Source organism: Aerococcus sp. Group 2 (assembly GCF_905125285.1).
Lineage (GTDB): Bacteria > Bacillota > Bacilli > Lactobacillales > Aerococcaceae > Aerococcus > Aerococcus urinae_E.
In genome coordinates this window covers 215566-234094 of record NZ_CAJHPA010000002.1, presented here as the reverse complement: position 1 = coordinate 234094, position 18529 = coordinate 215566, and the positions used below count along the sequence as shown (strand labels likewise).

The window sequence follows — 18529 nt, the reverse complement described above, 5'->3', positions numbered from 1 at the left end:
TATTTTTAATGCTTACGGAATAAGGCCCGCACACGTTTACGGTTATCCCGGCGAATATACTTGGCTGAAGTGGTCCGGTTCCCTAGGTAACTGATACTAGAAACGGTAAAAATAGCTAATCCGATAGCCACGGTACTCATAAAGGTTTCTAGCAATTGACTAGAAAACAAGTCAAAATCGCGTTGAAAAAGATAGAGGGCAGTCCGGTAGAGGCCCCCACCAGGGACGATGGGAATAAAACCCGGAATGAAAAACAAGGTCACTGGTTGGTGGAAACGATTGGCCGCCCACTGAGACATAGCGGCAATGACTAGGCTGGCCCAATAAGAGGACCAGACTGGAGTCGAACCCGCTAGGACCTGGGTGAAGTAGTAGGTTAACCAGCCAAACATCCCAATTAAGGAGACTTGGAAAATCATTCTTTTAGGGACCTCAAAGACATAGGCACAAAAAAAGCCTACGGTCAGTGAAAAAAAGGCATGGTAAAGGAATAAAGCAATCATATAAAGACTCCTTCTAAGATAAGAAAGGCGATGATTGAACCTAAAGCTAAACTTCCTGCTGTGAGAAGGGCTTCCACTAAACGGGAAGAGCCGGCAATGAAATCCTCGTGGAAAAGGTCACGAACAGCGGTGGTGAAGGGCGTTCCTGGCACTAGGGGCATGAGAGAGGCGATCACCACGGTTCCGCTGGCTAAATCAGGCCACAGATACATTTGAAAGAGGTGGGGGAGGAGAGTGACGACACTTGCTTGAATGACATTGGTAAAGAAAGCCCCAAAATTAAAGCGGTTACCACCTAGAAACAAAAGCGCCAAGACTAGACCATTAATAGCTGCCGTTAAGCCTTCAAAGGGGCCACCGTCAAAAAGAAAGGTAAAACAAAAGGTCATCCCCCATATTCCTAAAGCCATTCGGTTAGGATTATAGAGGTTACGTCCCGAACGGATGTTCAATAAGAGGGTATAAGTTTGGTCAATGTCTAGCTGCCCTTGGACAAAATAATCTGTTATCCGGGTCACTTGACCAATTTTATTGAGATTGTTGCTGTGGCTGGTGATCCGTTTCACCCCCACAAAAGCCCCACTCTCAAATTTAGGATCGTCAATAATGGCCAGTAAATTGGTTGAAAAAGAACAGCCGACCGCAAAAGCTGCCTGGGAAAGACTAAGAATCTTATTCATGGTATCTTCTACCCGATAAGATTCTGCCTGACTTTCACACATAATTTGTCCGGCAAGTAAGGCTAATTCTAAGAGTTTTTTGACTTGCTGTTGCCCCATAGACATCACTTTCTAATGGTATTTGCCCTTGTATTTGGCAGAGGGTTAAGTGGCCTGTTCCGAGTGCTAGTGTTGCTCTTTAAGTAAGTTAGCAATCACTTGGGCGACCCCATCTTCCTTGTTGCTAGGTGCTAGGTAGTTTGCCTGGTCTTTGACCAATTGACTGGCATTAGCCATGGCATAAGAATATTTGACCGGGTGGAACATGGAAATATCATTATGAGAGTCGCCAATGGTGAGTATTTCATCGCTTTGATAGCCTTTAGACTGGGCATAAGCCATTAAAGCATTGCCCTTAGTGGCATCACGCTGGGTAATTTCTAAATTATCGGGTCCAGAAGAAGAGACCGCTAATTCTGGATGGCTATCAAAATGCTCAATAAATTGCTGGAGAATAGCATGGTCTTCAGAAAAGACCATGACTTTTAAGGCAGGCTCATTTTCCCCATTAATATAGTCCCTAATATCACGGATATAATTGGTATCAAAGATAAATTGGGCCGCACTTGCCATGGCCTTGGGATCGCCCTGGCTGATGGCCATAATTTGGTCGATAAAAGTTTCCGGATTATAGAGATAGTATTGGTTTTGGGTCATAATGGAATAATTAATGCTGTAATAGTTAAAGTAATCCAGCAGTTCACTAAGGAGTTGTCCGGAAAAATATTTTTGCTGGCTGGCTTCACCAGTAATATCAGTAAAAACTGCCCCATTTAAATTAATCATCGGGCAGCTTAAGTCTTGCATATCTAGTAAAGGTTGGGCTGAGTGATATCCCCGTCCGGTAGCTACCATAAACTCAATTCCCTGGTCTTTTAAGGACAAGATCGCCTGACGGTTAGCATCAGAAATGACATGGTGGTCATTGAGTAGGGTACCATCCATATCAGTGACAAATAGTTTAATCAAGTAAGTCATCCTCCTTTGTCAAAATCCGATTCTTTGCCCCTAGTATAGCAGAAGCGCCTCTGACTTCCCATTGTCATGGGTGAAAACGCAATCCCTTGGGAAAGAAGTTTTTAACTGTTCCTTGGACTTGTTTGCCAAAGCTAATGACCATCCCTTGGTAAACTAAGAGGACCCAACCTTGGTTGCCAGGATAAGCTAAGGTGAGACCTTGGACATAGTTTACCCAGTCATCGTAGCTGATTTCAATTTGAGGGTAAGTGGCTTTGGGAGCCAAGGCCATGGCCCAAGCATAGCTGGGTTGAAAACGATTTTTAAGTAAGCTTCCCAGGTGGAGCCCCAGACGGAGACTGTGTAATTGATTGAGGGAGCCCTCTACCAGCATGTGATAAGTAACGCCGGGAGGGAGGAGCCAAACCTGGTCGCCTTTAGCAATCAGTTCTCGATCTTGGTAGTCCTCATTAGGGAAGGATTGGCTTAGGGCAGCGAGATTTTTCCTTTCTTCTGGCTCTAATAAGCGATAGGGTGAAGCTTTAGACTTAGCTGCGTGTCTTTTGCCCTTTTTAGGACGACTCTTCTTAGCTTTTGGTGCTACTTGGTTGGCATTAAGGCTGTCTTTGGCCTTGAGGCGGGCAATAAAGTGGCCCTCGCCGATGGAACGATGGGGCCAAATTCTCACACAGGCGGAGAGATCATAGTCAGATTGATTCCAGTCACTTCGCCCCCTAGAGATCGTTTCAGCAGGAAATTGGTCAATCCATTCTAAGTCAAAGTCAGCCTGGTCCAATAGCCAGGCAATAATTTCTTCGTTTTCCTCTGGGGAGAAGGTACAGGTGGAATAGATTAATTGACCACCTGCTTTTAGCATCCGAACCGCTTGGCTCAGAATTTCCTTTTGCCGCTCTTGGCAGAGGAGGGGCGTCTCTTTACTCCAGCCCTCACGAGCCGCTTGACTTTTGGTAAACATGCCTTCACCGGAACAGGGGGCGTCAACCAGGATTTTATCGAAAAAGCTCGGGAAATAAGTAGCCAGACTTTCGGGATCGTGGTTGGTTACCAGCGCGTTGGAAATGCCCATTCTTTCAATATTTTCAGCTAAGATCTTGGCCCGCTTAGGAATAATTTCATTAGCGACCAAGAGCCCTTGGCCCTGCATATCAGCAGCAATCTGAGTAGACTTTCCTCCTGGTGCGGCACAGAGGTCAAGAATTTTTTCTCCCGGCTGGGCTTGGACCACACTAGCAACCGCCATGGCTGAAGCTTCCTGGCTATAGACCAGTCCAGCTTGATGGAGGGGAGAATGACCGTCTACTTGACCTAAATACCCCCATGGGCTATAGGGACAGGGGGTTAAATCTTCTTCAAAGTAAGACTGGCAAATGGCTTGGGCCTTAGCTTTTAGAGGGTTGATCCGAAAGGCTTTCTGGGCCTCTCCTTTATTAAGAGCGGCGAAGAAGTCAGCGGCTTCATCGCCCAGGAGCTGGTTAAATTTATCAATAAATTCCAAAGCTAGCGACATGGTTATTTTCCTTTCTGGCTTAATAAGTGCATATTACCATAGAATGAGCCATGCTCCAATAAGATTTCAAGGGACAAAGGAACAGAAAAGAAGGCGGTTTCTATGCTATAATTTAAAGTGTAAAATGTTTAAAAAATGTCCCGGTTAGAGGCTAGAAAATGAATAAGGAGGAAGATCTTTCCATGTTTTTTATTGATACGTCACGCCATGGTCAAGCGGTTTATGATCCTATTGTTAACCAATCGCTGGATAATTATCTGATCAATGACCTAGCCCTTGAAGGCCATGGTTTAATTATGTATATTAATGCTCCCTGTGTCATTATCGGTAAAAATCAAAATGCCTATGCAGAAGTTGATCTAGACTATTTAGAAAAGAATGATATCACCTTAGTCCGGCGTACGGGTGGCGGGGGAGCTGTTTATCAGGACTACGGCAACATTGTCTTTGAGAATATTGTCGTTGGTGACACCTCACATTATGGTGATTTTTCTTACTATGCCCAACCGATTATTGATGCCTTGACTGCACTAGGAATTGAAGGCGTCCAACTCAAAGGTCGTAACGACATTGTGGTGGACGACTTAAAAATTTCTGGCATGTCTATGGTCAAGGTAGAAAATGCCCTGGCAGCTGGTGGGACCCTCTTATATGATTTGGATACCCAACAAGCAAGACGGGTGCTGACCCCTAATCAAGATAAGTTAAAAACCAAAGGGGTCAAGTCGGTAGATAAACGGGTCTCTAACCTCAAACCCCTCTTAAAAGGTGACTTAGCTGACTTATCTACAGAAGCCTTTAAAGAGGCCCTGCTTAAGGAAATCTTTCATACAGAGGATTTGAATTCTATCCAACGCTATACCTTAACCGATGAGGACTGGGCGATTATTGACCAACGGGTGGCTGATTTTTATGGAAAAGATGAGTGGAATTATGGGTCAAATCCTGGATTCCATTACTATAAGACAGCCTATTACCCTGGGGTAGGCACCGTGGCTTTTAACTTTAATATTAGTGATGGACTTATTACTGATTTCAAGACTTATGGAGATATGAGTTTTGGCCAACCGGACCAAGTCGACCAAGCGATGATTGGAAAGACTTATGACCAAGCTGGAATTGCTGCAGGACTAAAAGCTGGCAACTACCAAGATAACATTGGCAAGCTTGCTATCGAGGACTTAGTCTCTCTTATCTTGGATTAATTATAATAGAAAAAAGTGTGACCAAGCTAATCAACTTGGTCACACTTTTTTTAGTCAAGTAAGTTTCTGCGCTTTAAGAGTGGACGTAAACGCAGGGCTAAGATAAAGGCCAGGGCACTTTTGAGAATTTCAGCCAGAATAAAGGGAGTGATCCCAATGGCTAAAAGCCCGCCGATGGAAAGGCCTTTGCCCATATAGCTGTTTAAAATAAAGGCCATATAGACAAAACCAATTGAATTGGTCACTAAGTAATTAATGACTAGGGCAATGAGGTATTCTCTAGGCCCTGGATTGGCTTGCTTAGCTAAATAGGTTGAAACCAGACTAGCGGCAGCAAGGAAGCCTATAATAAAGCCAAAGGAAGGGGTTAGGACACTTTGGAAACCGCCATGGAATCCAGCAAAGAAAGGTAATCCGATTAAGCCGCCCAGCAAGTAGAGCAGGGTGGTAAGAAAGGCTTCTTTAGGTTTTAAAAATAAGGCAATTAAGTTAACCGCAAAGGTTTGAAGGGTAAAGGGAACAATCCCGATAGGAATAGTTAACTGAGAAGCGATAACCAATAAGGCTATCATCAAAGCAATACGAGTAATTTCTTTGGTTTTCATTTTTGTTTTCTCCTTATGCAAAGATCGATTAACAGGGCCTTTGAGCCACTGCGTCTATTAACCAGAGATTTAAACTGGATTAATAGGCTTTTGCTTCTAGCTAGTCGCTAACGAATTGTTGACTCCCAAAATGAATATTGGGGCTGACTAGGGCGTGGATGTCTCCAGCGCTATCTGCCACTAAGAGCTGGCCTTGTTCATTAATCCCTTTTATTTTCCCAGTTTTATTGACCTGGTTTTCTTGGTAGCTTACTTCTTTACCCAGACCCAGTAGGTGTTTCTTATAGGTGTCTAGAAATTTACCTTGGGCAAAGTGGTGATGGTAGGTCATAAAGCATTGGATAAGGTCAGCTAAGAATTGGTTAATATTAAAGTCTTTAGGCAACTCTTTTCCAAAAAAGGTTCCAGCAATTTCCCTAATATCAGCCACTTTAGACAAGTCACCGGCTAAATTCAGACCCAAACCGACGACAATGTAAGACACGCTAGGAATCTCTAAGTCAGAGACCATTTCGCAAAGGATTCCGGCTGCCTTGTGACCTTGGTAGAAGAGATCGTTAACCCACTTGACCTGGATGGGTTCAGCTAAGTAACTCCCCAAAGTGTCGATCACGGCACTGGCCGCTAAAAGGGTGTAGAGAGGCACTTCAGCTGGGCTAGAACAATTGGGCTTCAGAGCCAAACTGACATACAAGCCATCCTCTAAGGAAGAATAGAAGCTTTTTCCTAGACGTCCTTTTCCGGCTGTTTGTTTTTGACTAGCACAAATAACCAAGTCATCTTGGTGTTGACTCTTATAGGCCTTGATATATTCATTGGTAGAGCCAACTTCATCTAAAAGAATGAGCTTCCACTTGGCTTCCCCTTGGTCCAGGTAATAAGTCAATAGACTCTGGTTTAGCCGTTGGGGTAAGGCTTGAATCTGGTAGCCTTGCTTTCCAGATTCAATGACGAAGCCTTCTTTACGCAGATTTTCAACCGCCTTCCATACTGCATTACGGGAGAGGTTGAGTTGGTCGGCTAGGACCTGGCCACTAAGGGGCGCTACCATAAGCTGCTCTAAAACCGCTTGACTGGTTGTCATGCAAGTATCTTCCTTTCTGAATAATCTTAACGAATAGCTATAAGCATTTTATATTTTACAAAGATCGGGATAATCTTGTCAACTTATTTTTATCTAAGGGTGACGCAAATGATAGGCTAACCATATCATTTTAAAGACCTCTTTGATCGTGTTAAAATGAGAGTATAAGATAAAAGGAGGAAAAGTTATGTCAGAAAAATTTGATCAAATTAAGGGTAAAGTCAAAGAAACCGCTGGAAAAGTATTTGATGACAAAGAAACCGAAAACGAAGGCAAGACTGAAGACCTATCTGCCCAAGCTAAAGAAGCAGTTAACGATGTGAAGGACTCCGTAAAGGGAGCAGTTGATGGGGTTAAGAATAGCTTTTCAGACGACAAAGAATAAGAAGTACAGATAAATTTATCATTTAAAAGAGGCTAGGATTTGTCCTAGCCTCTTTTTTTTCCAGTTGCTATAGTTGTTCGAAGCGAAGAGCGAGTTACAGATAGAGTATGCGTAGCGATTCAAGTCTCTGACGTCATCCTCACATCCTTATTTTTAATCTTTATTCATAGAGTGGATATATTTTTTACTAGCGGCTAAATCGTCTTCATCTAACAAGACCTTTACGGTATCTAGGGCTTGGAGTGTGGTATCACCATGTGGGGTGATACTTTGCCCCTTGCGTTCAATATTTAAGAGCAGGGCACTAGGCGGAAAGGCTAAGTCTTTAACGGCTAGCTGGTTAAATTGGGAGAGGACACTCACTTGATAAGTCAGGCTAATTTTTTTCTTGGTGAGCTTTGTCGCTGCTTTGTCCTGCATCCGTTCATAAAGACTTTCATAAATAGGCGCCAGGCCCAGTCTTTCGCAGATGATATAGGCAAGGGCAGCCACTACGGCCAAGGGCAGGAGGTTGTTGAGATTGCCTACCATTTCCACTACGAGAATGATAGAAGTTAATGGCGACCGTACTACAGCCGTTAGAACCCCAACCATGCCTAAAACCATGAAATTAGTTAATAAGGCTGAATCAATAGGAAGAAAAAGTTGAATAAGCATAAAAACGCTGGCTCCATTGAGGCAACCGATGGCTAAGGTGGGAAGAAAAATCCCACCAGGAACCCCCGTGCTATAGCAAAAGGCGGTAAAGAAAATTTTTGCAAAGAGAATGATTAAGAGGAGCTTCAGGGAAAAGGGTTGGGCGATAAAGTCAAAAACCAGTTCATGCCCTGACCCGGTTATCCAAGAAAAACCATAGGAAACTAAAGCAGCCACTAGGAAACCGGCCATCACTCGGTGAATTATTTTTGGAAAAAACTTTTGCATGGTGGTTTGCAAGGCTAAAAGTGACTTGGAAAAGCAATAGCCGATAACAGCAGAGGCTATCCCCAAAAGGATAAGAGAAAAATAAAGTTTTAAGGGAAAGCTTTCTGGTGTTTTTAGGGCAAAGGAGGGCTGTAAACCAAATAGCGATTTAGAGATCAAGTCAGCTAGGATGGCTGAAATCAGGGCGGGAATTAAGATAAAGGAAGAAATACTCTTATGAATCTCTTCTAATACAAATAAGCTTGCCGCAATTGGAGCATTAAAGGCAGCTGCTAAACCGGCAGCGGCTCCGGCAGTAATTAAGAGGCGAGTGTCTTCGGGGCTAGTCTGGCGCTTTTTACTATAACCCTTAGCCACAGCTGCCCCGATTTGAATCGAAGGGCCCTCACGTCCTAAAGACATCCCGCTAATGATGGCAAAAAGTCCCCCTACAAATTTTGATAATAATAAGGAAAGAACCGGCATATTAAATTGTCCCAGTAATTCTCCCGTCACCTGAGGAATGCCACTGCCTCCAGAGAGGGGAGAGCGTTTTAATAAGTAGCCGGTAACCCCAGCCATGAGGATGACCGTAATGATAGCTATAACGATAAAGCTTAAATGATTTTGGCTAAAGAGCCAAGTGTGCCACTGGGAAGCATAGCCTAATAAATAGCGGTAGAGGACTGCGAAGAATCCCGCTAAGGCTCCTACGGCAATGGCCTCGATGATTGAGAGGGCGTGTGATTTAGCCACTTCGGTCTGCAATTTATTGGCTTTGAACGGACTTGTTTTCACTTTTCAGCCTTCTTTCTAGAGAGTTAATCGTCTCAGACGATATCACTTCCATTATAGCAAGGCTGTCAAGACGACATGAAAAATCCCACTTAGAGGTATTCAGAGCGATTGAGGAAAAGTCAGGCTAATTCCAAATAAAATGAGGAAAATTCCTGAATTGCATCGGTCTATTTCGCAAAAAAGACAGGAAATGTTTCAATATTACAAAATATATTACAAAAATATTACAGAGTCAGGGAATAATTTCTCTCTAAAATTGACTTAAAGAAAAAAGTGCCCCAGGAAAGGGGCCATAGCAATATTTAATAATTCTTTAAAAAGATATGGCTTATAAAAGATAAGCTTTTAATTTTTCACTAAGAAGGCGAAAATGAAATAATTTGTAATCGACTTGTTACCCAAAAAAATTCCCCAGCATATATAATAGATATTGTGAATAAATAGATTTTAATAAATTTTAAAAATTTCTGGGGGTAAAACAGAATTATGAAAAAGACAAAGAAAATCATGTTAGGAACATCTGTACTGACTTCAGCGGCCTTGGCAGCTGTTATCGCACCAAATGTTGATGCGGCTGAATATACCATTAAGGTAGGGGACACTCTATCTGAATTAGCACTTCAATTTAATACCACTATTGAAGAATTACGTGACGGTAACAACATTGAAGATGTTAACCTTATCTTCGCTGGGGAAACCTTAGACGTTCCTTCTGCAGAAACACCTCAAGCTTCTAATAAAAAAGAAGTTAAAGCTGAAAAACCAGCACCAGCACCTGCTGCAAAAACCACTACTAGCCAAACTGCAGATGCTAATGGCGTTTACACCGTTGTTGCTGGAGACACTTTAAACAAAATTGCTGCTCAATTTAACACCACTGCTCAAGCCATTCGTGACTTGAACGGTTTACAAGGGGATTTAATCTTAATTGGTCAACAATTACAAGTAAAAGTAGCTTTACAAGAAAGTCCAGCGCCAGTTGCTGAATACCAAGCAGCTCCGCAAGATCAAGTGGTTGAAGAAAAAATCGCTGATGAACTTCCTGAAGTGACTGCCAATGAAGGCCATGTAGAAGAAAGCGCAAGCCCAGTTGAAGCACCAGCAGCTCCTGAAGTAAAAGAAGCTCAAGTTGGTCGTGAAGCAGAAGTTGTTGAAACTGAAGTAGCTAGCCCAGCTCCAGCCAAAGAAGTAAAAGTTGAAGAAGCTGTAGTTAATGAAGCTGATCAAGCCAAAGAAGCTGCAGAACAAGCGCAAGCCCAAGCTGCTAAGGAAGCCGAAGCGCAAAAGGCCGCTCAAGCTCAAGCAGAACAAGCTGCCAAAGAAGCGGAAGCCCAAAAAGCTGCCCAAGCTGCTAAGGAAGCTGAAGCACAAAAGGCCGCTCAAGCGCAAGCCCAAGCAGAACAAGCTGCCAAGGAAGCGGAAGCTCAAAGAGCCGCTCAAGCCGCTAAGGAAGCTGAAGAACAAAAGGCAGCCCAAGCTGCTAAACAAGCTGAAATTGAAAAGGCTCAATTACAAGCCCAAACTTACCAAGCAGCTAATACCCAAGTACAAGCCCAACCAGTAAGCACAAACAATGCGACTGTCTTATCTGCTTATGATGGGAGTGTTGACCCACGTGGCTTAGCTCCAGCAGGACAATGTACTTATTATGTCATCAACCGCCTACATGCCTTAGGTAAACCAGTTCCTGGTCCTATGGGTAACGCTAACCAGTGGGCATATACTGCAAGTAGTCATGGTATCCCAGTATCAAATACACCAACCGTCGGCTCTGTGGTTTCCTTCCCAGCCGGGGTTGCAGGTGCATCTGGTTATGGCCACGTTGCCTTTGTTGAAGGGGTTAACCCAGACGGTTCTATCCGTATTTCAGAAATGAACTTCGGTGGTTCACCAAACGTGACTTACCGTACTGTTGATGCTGGTTCTGCAGCAGCTTCATCCTACATCCATTTCTAATTAAGCAAGTAATAAAAAAACGAGTGTTTACCCCACTCGTTTTTTATTTAGTCAATTTTTATGAATGATACATGATTATAAGCGAGCTTTTGGCACCACCAAGACTCGCTTTTTTGCTTAGAAGCCATGTAAGAAGTCAGAAATAAAAGGGCTGGCATTGGTTTTTCACCCTTTTCACGGTATAATGTATAAATTAGAGAGTATTCTATTGACAATTTTTAGTTGACCCTGTTGCAGTGGTTGACTTAGATTGGTGGAAATAGGGAAATTTAGATGGAAAATTGAAGTTCTTAAACTAAAACGGGTTCCAGTCATACGATGCTTATGGATTTTCTTCTAGCCATATCGTCCTCTGCTGTAACTGTTACACTTAAGGAGTTTTAATAATGAAAAAAATTTTAGTCGTTGATGATGAAAAACCAATTTCAGATATCATTACCTTCAACCTTCAAAAGGAAGGCTATGACACCCTGGCAGCTTTCGATGGCGAAGAAGCCTTAGAAAGCTTTGCCAGCTACCAACCTGACCTTATTGTTTTGGATTTAATGTTGCCTAAAAAAGACGGCTTGGAAGTTTGTCGTGAAATCCGTAAGACCAGCAGTGTTCCTATCATTATGTTAACCGCCAAGGGTGAAGAAATTGACAAGGTGCTCGGTTTGGAAATGGGAGCTGACGACTATGTGACCAAGCCTTTTTCCAATCGGGAACTTTCAGCACGGATTAAGGCCAACCTCCGCCGTTCTCAGGTTAACGTTGAGGCTGCTGAAGAAAAAGAAGAAAATAATGAATTAAATGTCGGTAACCTAACCATTCATGAAGATGCCTACTATGTGTCTAAGAATGGTAAGGAAGTTGACCTGACCCACCGTGAGTTCGAGCTCCTCCATTACTTATCCAAGCACTTAGGCCAAGTGATGACCCGGGAACACCTCTTGCAGACGGTATGGGGCTATGACTACTTTGGCGATGTTCGGACCGTGGACGTGACCGTGCGTCGTCTACGTGAAAAGATCGAAGACACCCCCAGCCATCCTAAATTACTCATGACCCGCCGTGGTGTGGGGTATTATCTCCAAGATAATGACCAGGAGTAGGAAGCAATGAAGGAAAAACAAGAAAAATCGAAAATTTCCTTTCTTAATTCGATTCATTTAAAGATTCCTTTGGTCATTATCTTGCTCTTGTTACTTGGTTTGCAATTTGCTGGGGCTTATTTTATCCAACAATTAGAACAGGAAATGATGCGCAGCTTTGATGATCAAATGAATGTGCAAATTGGCTTCCTGGAGGATAGCGTTCGCCCCATTATTCAAAATGAAGATAATAAGACGAGTGACCAACAGGCGCAATTAATTAATTCATTGCGTCGTTTTAATGTTAGCAATGTTTTAGAAACCTTGGTGGTTGATGATAAGGGGCAAATTCTTGCTTCATCTAATCCCAGTAACCAGGCCAATGTGGGCCAACAAACGACCGATAACATGATCCGTACAGTTCTCTACAATAACACTAGCCTGAGTAAGGAAATGTATGACAATGAAGAAAATTTGCGGATTAAGCAATATGTTGTTCCTATTTTTTCTTCGGATAATTCCGGTCTTTTGATCGGGGTTTTAAGTGTGACGGTCAACATTGAAAGTGTCTACAACCAAGTGCAAAATACTGGTTTGATTTATATCACTTCATCGGGCTTGGCCTTGGTCTTTTCTATCTTACTGGCAGTTTTAATCTCTAGAGGGATTACCGGTCCAGTCCAAGAAATGACCAATCAAATTGAAAAGATTGCCGATGGAAATTATAGTGACCAGGTTAAGGTCTATAGTAATGATGAGATGGGCGTCTTAGCCCAGTCGATTAACTATCTCTCGGTTCGAGTGCGCGAAGCTCAAGAATCCACGGAATCTGAACGCCAACGGCTGGATTCAGTCTTAAAACATATGACCGATGGGGTGATTGCCACTGACCGCCGCAGCCGGGTCATGATTACCAATAACCGGGCCTGTGAATTAATCGGCAAAAAAGAAGCTGAAATTATGGGCCATTCCATTATGGAAGTGCTCAATTTAAGGGATAAATATACTTTCCGTGAGTTATTGAATAGTGAAAGTGATATTTTAATGCACTTTACTTCTGATGATGGCCAAGAATCGATTATTAAAGGCGAGTTATCCGTCATTCAAAGGGAGTCTGGCTATGTCAGTGGTCTAGTCTGGGTCTTAACCGATGTGACTGAGCATGAAAAGATTGAACGTGACCGCCGCCAATTTGTCTCAAATGTTTCTCATGAATTGCGGACGCCCTTGACCAGTGTCAGATCCTATAGTGAAGCCCTGGCTGATGGCGCCATTAAGGACTCTGAATTAGCGGTAGAATTTCTCGGTGTCATTCAAAGGGAAACGGACCGCATGATTCGAATGATTAGTGACCTCTTGAACCTCTCGCGGATGGACTCTAACCGCCAGGAAATGAACCTGGAGTTGATCGATTTCCAAGGTTTAGTCAACCATATCTTGGACCGCTTCGATATGATGATTCAATCAGAGGATTATGTCAATGAAGAATACCATATCCAACGCGAATTAACCAAGTCACCGATCTGGGTAGAAGCTGACCAAGACCGCCTCACTCAAGTGATTGATAATATCTTAAACAATGCCATTAAGTATTCACCAGATGGGGGGACGATTACAGTCCGTCTCATGACGACTCATAATGAAGCGATATTAAGTGTTCAAGACCAAGGATTAGGTATTCCCCAAAAAGCTCTTGGACACGTTTTTGACCGCTTCTACCGAGTAGACAAGGCTCGCTCCCGCCAACAAGGTGGCTCGGGTCTGGGTCTGGCTATCGCTAAGGAAGTTGTGGAATTACATCACGGAAAAATTTGGGCCAATAGTATTGAGAATAAGGGGTCAACCTTCTTTATTTCTCTGCCTTTTGAACCTGATATGGGGGAGGATGATTGGGAATAATGCGAAAATTTTGGACAAACTTGCCTCATTTTCTATTAACCTTTTTAGTCTTACTCAGTATCTTTTTCTCCCTGAATATTATTGGGCCTTTCACTAACTTATCTAGTAATTGGTCAGGAGATGAGGGAATGGAAGCAAAAACCACTGCTCTTACCCCGACTCAAATAGCTAATCCGGGGGATAAGACGCCGCTCTTAAAAGTATTCCGGCCAGTTTCTTTGGTCTACTCTGACGGAGAAGGCTTTTGGCAAAGCCGAGAAGCCAATTTGTTAACCCACTTTAATGAGAAGATGACCCAGTTAAAAGTGGATAGGCTTGACTTGGACAGCCTCAAGAAAGAATCGCTGGCTGACTATATCCAAGAAAGTCATAATAAGGAAATGATCGAGCTGGAGTACGCTGATCAAATCCCCCTCCAACTCTTGGGCTTGACCAGTGATGATATTAGTGGTGAATTGGGACAAATTCCCATCAATCTTATCTCCTACCCGCGGGATAGCCGAATGCTTTACTTGATTGACCGGGAAGAGGGTCTGGTCTATAGTCTGCCTTTAAAAGCGCCGGCTAACTTTGATGACTTAAAGACCAGTATCGATGAGAATAAGAATGGTTTTAAGGCCGTTAAGCGGGTTGATTTGAAAACCCCTTACCACTACTTGCTCGACGACAAGGTTGAGGTCAAGGCCCTATCCTATATTTTGGAACGTCAATCCAATGCGGCCTACTTGCAACTCTTATTTAACCTTCCTGACCAAGTCAATGACTATAGTGATGTTGAGTCAGCTCGGTATTATACCGAAAACAAGGGCTTAGTGATTAATAATAGTAATTTTGAAATTTTATTCAACCAAACCGTTGATTACGAGCTTAATACTGATCCTTTGTCGGTCATCTTACAAGCCTACAATGACCTCCAACGCATCCAGGCCAATAATGATAACTGGATCTATAGTCAATATAACCATAAAGAAAAGAATGTCACCTTTAGAAAAGTCGTTGGCGGTATTCCTATTTATGGGTCTAATTTTGTTTCACGGATCCGAATTGGTTTTCCTAAGGACCACACCCTGCAAGCTAAATTTTCAGCGCTTAATATTCAAACGCCTTTGAATGATTTGACGGAAAATTTTGAAATGCAACCGGCCACCAGTATTATGAAATTGCTTGAAGTCAACCATATTAGCAGTAAGGATATTGATTCGATAAATATCGGCTACTACTGGGTACCTAGCTCCAAGTCCAATCGTTTAATTTCCTTGGTGCCTTGTTGGATGATTGAAAAAGATGGGACCTATTTCATGCTAGATGAACTGGTCGACATGACTAAAAATGAGGCTTATGTGACACGGAATACGGCAAATGACGTTCCGGTCTATATCAAACACAATCGCAGCGACCAGGAGGCCCAACCAGCAGAAGTTGATAGTAATAATGAAGAAGTCTTTAAAGAAATGAACCAGGCTCAGAGCCGTTAGAGGGAGGAAGTCTTATGAATTTTCGTCAAATTGAAAATATATTGATTATTGTCTTTCTCGCCCTAAATATCTTCCTGGCCTATATTCTCTTTGGAAAGAGTTTTATGGAGACGACTTCCATCCAGTCCAACATTAATATCCAACAGGAATTAAAGAATAATGAAGTGACCATGAACTTTAGCCCTTCTTCAGATGATGTCCAGTTGCCGCTGATCGCAGGCAAACAAAGTCGCCTATCCACCGATAGAGGAGACCGGACCAAGGAACAGAAGTTAGAGTGGCGGGATTCGACTGAGGAACTCTATGGCGAGTTCAAAAATCCGATTAAGTTACCCGCGCTGACAGAGAACAATGTGGAAAACCCTACCCAGTTGTCCCCAGAAGCCTTAAAGCCGATTGAGGACTTGTTAGCTTCTGGAGCGATTGAGCATGGCCAAGAATATCACTTCTTGATCTATAACCGCCAACGTAAAATTATTTACTATGGGCAAAATACCTATGCCGACAAACTGGCCATGGATTCTAGTGCTGAATTATTATTTCATTTAAATGATCAAAATGAAATCGTCTCCTATGAATTGAGTCATGTCCATGACGTGAGTCCGCAAGGGGAAGAACGCCCATTGATCACCCAAAAGAATGCCATTGATAACTTATATCTTTATAATGAGATCCCTTCCAAGGCCAATATTTTATCAGCCAATATTTGTTACCAGCAAACTTTATCCGTTGATGATATTATTGTTTTTAAACCGGTTTGGGCCATTATGATGCAGTTGGATGACCATACCACTAAAACCACCTTTGTTGATGCCATTAATGGGACGATCGTTCAAAATGCTCCCGCTTCTCAGCCGGTTAATCCCACCAATGATGGCGACAAGGCGAGTAGCCAAAATAGTCAAGCCACCTAGGAAGGAGACCAAGCCATGAAAAAAGAATTCCCAACTCTGATCTTAATCACCCTTTTAGGCCTGCTTTGCCTGCTTCCTGATTCGGTTTTTGCAGTAGATAACCAAGGAATTTCAGTTGCTGATTACCAGGTTAAGGTGGAATTTGACCAGCAGGGGGACATTAAAGAACATGAACAGGTTCGCTATCAGTTTGATAAGCAAGTCGACCAATTAAGCCATGTGATTAGTACAGGCGAAAGCGGTCACCTACGTCAATTAAATGTAGATATGCGGATGAATTCAGCCAGTGAAGCCTTTCCTTTTGTTCAGAGTACTTCCCACACGGTAGGAACCTTTGACCTTCATCAAAACGGCAATAATGTCCAAGTGGACCTCTACAATACCATGTCCGGCGACGATGAAATTGTGAATTATATTGCCAATATTGAGGATGTCTGGACTAAGTACGGCAATCAAGTGATTATGCAAAAGGACTTTTTGCTCTTGCCTTTCGATATCCACTCCGCTCAAATTACCTTTAAATTTCCCCAGGCGGTGGACCAAAACCACTATAAGGCCTGGCTAGCTAGTCCAGCCCATATCCAAGAGAAGTGGCTGGATGAGTCGACCTTACAAGTTCAAGTCAGAGATCTGAGAGCGGATAGTAAGTTGAACGTGCAAATGGTGCTTCCAGCTGACGTGATGCCTAATATCAAAGGGGAAGGCCCCGTCTCTAAGGGTGAGCAAATTAACCGAGAGATTGATAAGCATATCGGCGCCAGACAAGCCTGGTACCGCCAACGTTACTGGATAGTGATGGGGGTCAGTTTAACCTTAGTCGTCTTATTGATCCTTTACACTTACTTCTTGCTCAGATGCAAGCAAAAGATTCGGCAAGCAGCTGACGCTAAGCAAGTCAACCACAGCCATGAGCTCAATCCGGTCGAAGTTAGCGAACTATTGAAGAAGAATTACAGCCAACATGATAAGTTGTGGCTGGTTCTTTTATCCTTAGTAGCTAAAGGACACTTAGCCTTACGTTTTGTCAACGCAGATGACCGCTTCTACCCTTACTTTAAAGTCTTGGCTAACCAAAGTGATGACCCCTATGAACAAGTTGTCCTCGATGCTTTTAGTAAGCAGCAGGAGGGTGGGGATCTTGATTTTGCCAGCTTTAAATATAGTCTGGGTCTGAAAAAGAAGGGCAAGACCAGAAACTACCGTAACTTGTTGCATACCCTTAGCAAGCTGGATAAAAAACGCAAACAGGACCTGCAGTTATTAGATAAGGTTGGAAGCCGCTTTTATGGCTTTTTATGGTGGCTTTATGTCACTGTCTTTATCGTCCTAGCGGGTTTAGTGATTTGGCTGATCTGGGAGATAAATAAGGGCCATGTTTGGCTCTTAGCCCTGGCCTTTTGCTTAGTGGGAATCTACTTACTGAGGCGCTATACTCTGCCGATTTATAATGCCCAGGGGCAAGAACTTGCCAAATATTGGAAGACTTATTTCGAATCTCTCAAGGGTCGCGACCAGTCCTTGGGTTACAGTCAAAAGGACTACCTCTATAGCTTTGTGACTGGGGATAACTACCGACTGGTCAAGCAGGCGAAAAAAGCCAACCAGTCGCTAAGCGGCAACTTAGCTCAGGCTTTAGAAGCAGTGAACCAATACCAATTAAAAGATTTTATGTAAGAAACGAGGAGAATGAAGTTTGGATGTTTTGGACAAAGACGCAGAGCAAAAAGATTTTACCATGCGCATTTGTATGTTAGCCAGTGGGTCAACAGGAAATGTCACTTATATTGAAACCCCACAGCGGAATATCTTAGTTGATGCGGGCTTAAGTGGTAAGCGTATTGAGGAATTGCTGCAGAAAATTGGCCGGGACGCCAAGGACCTTGATGCCATCTTTATCTCTCACGAACATTCTGACCATTCCAAGGGGGCAGGCATTATGGCCCGGCGCTACCAACTCCCCATCTATGCCAATGCCGATACCTGGTCCTATCTCGAGCAGAAATGTGGCAAGTTGGACGCCGACCAAAAGATAATTATGGAGCCAGGGGAAAGGATTAGCTTTGGGGATGTCGATATTCTAAGTTTCCCTGTCAGTCATGACTCCATCAATGCACAGTTCTATGCCTTCCAAAAGGATGGTAAGCAATTCGCCATGATGACAGACTTAGGCTATGTTTCCGATCGTTTAGCTGGCCTGGTATACAATTCTGATGCCTTAATGATTGAAAGTAACTATGACAATGATATGTTAAGAATGGGGAAGTATCCTTGGCGTTTAAAGCAAAGGATTTTTTCTGACCGGGGCCACCTGTCTAATGTCGAAACGGCGGAAGCCCTGACTAAAATGATTGGTGAACGCACCAAACGGGTTTACCTGGGGCATATTTCCAGGGAAAATAACTTAAATGCCCTGGCCCTTGAAACCAATACGGCGATTTTAAAGGAGAACGGCCTCGGGGTGGGCTATGATTTTGATCTTTATGAGACCCACCATTATCAACCTACCGATCTATTTACCCTTTAAT

General features: G+C 43.1%; 16 protein-coding genes. 9 read left to right on the top strand and 7 right to left on the bottom strand.

Annotated elements, in window-relative coordinates:
• Positions 1–5 precede the first annotated feature (5 nt).
• The 4 genes from JFU01_RS03425 to JFU01_RS03410 form a co-directional block, all read right to left on the bottom strand.
• Positions 6–503: a threonine/serine exporter family protein gene (locus JFU01_RS03425; protein WP_060777742.1), complete on the bottom strand. Its 498-nt coding sequence runs from the start codon at positions 501–503 to the stop codon at positions 6–8.
• Positions 500–1282, bottom strand: a complete 783-nt coding sequence (locus JFU01_RS03420; RefSeq protein ID WP_195855911.1) for a threonine/serine ThrE exporter family protein — start codon at positions 1280–1282, stop codon at positions 500–502. The genes JFU01_RS03425 and JFU01_RS03420 overlap by 4 nt, the downstream gene beginning before the upstream one ends.
• A 66-nt stretch (positions 1283–1348) precedes the next feature.
• Positions 1349–2191 (bottom strand): Cof-type HAD-IIB family hydrolase, encoded by an 843-nt coding sequence (locus tag JFU01_RS03415; protein WP_195855912.1) that lies wholly within the window; start codon positions 2189–2191, stop codon positions 1349–1351.
• A 73-nt stretch (positions 2192–2264) separates the two neighbouring features.
• Positions 2265–3707 (bottom strand): RsmB/NOP family class I SAM-dependent RNA methyltransferase, encoded by a 1443-nt coding sequence (locus JFU01_RS03410; protein WP_195855913.1) that lies wholly within the window; start codon positions 3705–3707, stop codon positions 2265–2267.
• Between the two features lie 182 nt (positions 3708–3889).
• Between JFU01_RS03410 and JFU01_RS03405 the strand changes: the two genes are divergently transcribed.
• Positions 3890–4912 carry a lipoate--protein ligase gene (locus JFU01_RS03405; RefSeq protein WP_230086935.1) on the top strand — a complete coding sequence of 341 codons (1023 nt, stop codon included), beginning with the start codon at positions 3890–3892 and terminating at the stop codon, positions 4910–4912.
• A 50-nt stretch (positions 4913–4962) separates the two neighbouring features.
• Here JFU01_RS03405 and JFU01_RS03400 read toward each other — a convergent pair whose 3' ends face one another.
• Both JFU01_RS03400 and JFU01_RS03395 read right to left on the bottom strand, forming a co-directional pair.
• Positions 4963–5517 carry a biotin transporter BioY gene (locus JFU01_RS03400; protein WP_013668916.1) on the bottom strand — a complete coding sequence of 185 codons (555 nt, stop codon included), beginning with the start codon at positions 5515–5517 and terminating at the stop codon, positions 4963–4965.
• Between the two features lie 100 nt (positions 5518–5617).
• Positions 5618–6601 (bottom strand): biotin--[acetyl-CoA-carboxylase] ligase, encoded by a 984-nt coding sequence (locus JFU01_RS03395; RefSeq protein ID WP_198434183.1) that lies wholly within the window; start codon positions 6599–6601, stop codon positions 5618–5620.
• Positions 6602–6788: 187 nt separating this feature from the next.
• On the opposite strand from JFU01_RS03395, the gene JFU01_RS03390 reads away from it, so the two are divergent.
• Entirely contained in the window at positions 6789–6986 is a 198-nt protein-coding gene (locus JFU01_RS03390) for a CsbD family protein (protein WP_013669868.1), read from the top strand.
• A 153-nt stretch (positions 6987–7139) separates the two neighbouring features.
• Here the strand turns inward: JFU01_RS03390 and JFU01_RS03385 are convergent, their stop codons facing one another.
• Positions 7140–8687, bottom strand: coding sequence for a ClC family H(+)/Cl(-) exchange transporter (locus JFU01_RS03385; RefSeq protein WP_195855916.1), 1548 nt, complete (start codon positions 8685–8687; stop codon positions 7140–7142).
• 486 nt (positions 8688–9173) lie between these two features.
• Here JFU01_RS03385 and JFU01_RS03380 point away from each other — a divergent pair, with 486 nt between their 5' ends.
• From JFU01_RS03380 to JFU01_RS03350, 7 genes are all read left to right on the top strand, one after another.
• Positions 9174–10643, top strand: coding sequence for a LysM peptidoglycan-binding domain-containing protein (locus JFU01_RS03380; RefSeq protein ID WP_195855917.1), 1470 nt, complete (start codon positions 9174–9176; stop codon positions 10641–10643).
• A gap of 386 nt (positions 10644–11029) precedes the next feature.
• Positions 11030–11737, top strand: a complete 708-nt coding sequence (gene yycF, locus JFU01_RS03375) for a response regulator YycF (RefSeq protein WP_195855918.1) — start codon at positions 11030–11032, stop codon at positions 11735–11737.
• Between the two features lie 6 nt (positions 11738–11743).
• Positions 11744–13615 carry a cell wall metabolism sensor histidine kinase WalK gene (gene walK, locus JFU01_RS03370; protein ID WP_013669607.1) on the top strand — a complete coding sequence of 624 codons (1872 nt, stop codon included), beginning with the start codon at positions 11744–11746 and terminating at the stop codon, positions 13613–13615.
• A 128-nt stretch (positions 13616–13743) separates the two neighbouring features.
• Positions 13744–15090, top strand: coding sequence for a hypothetical protein (locus JFU01_RS03365; protein ID WP_195855919.1), 1347 nt, complete (start codon positions 13744–13746; stop codon positions 15088–15090).
• A gap of 14 nt (positions 15091–15104) precedes the next feature.
• Complete coding sequence (locus tag JFU01_RS03360; protein ID WP_198434182.1) at positions 15105–16004, top strand: two-component system regulatory protein YycI; 900 nt, start codon at positions 15105–15107, stop codon at positions 16002–16004.
• Between the two features lie 15 nt (positions 16005–16019).
• The gene (locus JFU01_RS03355; protein WP_195855921.1) at positions 16020–17678 is read left to right on the top strand and encodes a DUF2207 family protein; all 1659 of its coding nucleotides are present in this window, start codon (positions 16020–16022) and stop codon (positions 17676–17678) included.
• A gap of 19 nt (positions 17679–17697) precedes the next feature.
• Positions 17698–18528, top strand: coding sequence for an MBL fold metallo-hydrolase (locus JFU01_RS03350; protein WP_013669254.1), 831 nt, complete (start codon positions 17698–17700; stop codon positions 18526–18528).
• Position 18529 lies beyond the last annotated feature (1 nt).